Genomic DNA, 753 nt, shown 5'->3' with positions numbered 1-753 from the left:
TTCTGGGCGCGCTGGTGCTGGTCTGGCTCCGCACCGATGGCATGGCGCTGATCGCCCGCATGGGCATCGTACTGGCCTCGGGCGCCATCGGCTATGTCGCGGGCCCCGAGATCGCGCTCTGGCTGGGCACGCCCGAACGCCTGACCATCGTCGGCGTGACTGTCCTCGGCCCGCTGGCGTTGGAGACCGCCGCCGCGGCGCTGCTCTGGCTCAAGCGCGACCCGGCCCATCTGGCCGAGATGCTGCGCCTCTGGCGGGGCGGGAAATGAGCCTGCCCCTCTACCTCACCCTCACCGCCGCCATCTGGCTCGCGCTGATCGTCTGGCCCTGACGCCCGGGGCCGCGCCGACTTCCCATCCCTGACAAAGCCCAAGGAGGGCAATCCAAATGAAACTCGTGCCCAACTGGCGCGCGGTGCTGCGCCGTGCGTGGTCGGTGTGGATTCTGGCCGCCATGGTCATTCTGTCCGGCCTCGAGGCCGCCGCCTCGCTGCTGTCCGCCGACATGCTTGGTCTGCCGCCGGACATCTACGCCGCCGCCGTGGGGGTCCTGTCCGCCGCCGCGCTGCTGGCCCGCGTGATCGCCCAGACCGGGCTTGCGGGGGGCGACGAATGATCCGCCGCCGCACCGCCGCCGGGGGCGCCGCCGCTGCGGTGATCGCCGCGGCCGTCGCGCTGATCGCCCCCTGGGAGGGCCTGCGCACCGCCTCCTATCGCGACATCGTCGGCGTCTGGACGATCTGCTACGGCGAGA

Annotated in this window: 3 protein-coding genes; all 3 read left to right on the top strand. The window is 72.1% G+C overall.

The window, feature by feature from the left end; genetic code table 11:
* Positions 1-269, top strand: a 269-nt coding sequence (locus BYZ73_RS23145) for a hypothetical protein (RefSeq protein WP_220086889.1), incomplete at its 5' end; no start/stop codon positions are given.
* A gap of 118 nt (positions 270-387) precedes the next feature.
* A complete protein-coding gene (locus BYZ73_RS21450; RefSeq protein WP_112317589.1) occupies positions 388-615 on the top strand; it encodes a DUF7940 domain-containing protein in 228 nt (75 codons plus the stop codon).
* A partial coding sequence (locus BYZ73_RS24250) for a glycoside hydrolase family protein (protein ID WP_146746393.1) occupies positions 612-753 on the top strand: 142 nt, incomplete at its 3' end. The genes BYZ73_RS21450 and BYZ73_RS24250, both read left to right, overlap by 4 nt.

Origin of the sequence: Rhodovulum viride (assembly GCF_003265965.1) — a bacterium.
Taxonomy (GTDB): domain Bacteria; phylum Pseudomonadota; class Alphaproteobacteria; order Rhodobacterales; family Rhodobacteraceae; genus Rhodovulum; species Rhodovulum kholense.
This window is presented reverse-complemented; position numbering and strand designations above follow the sequence as displayed.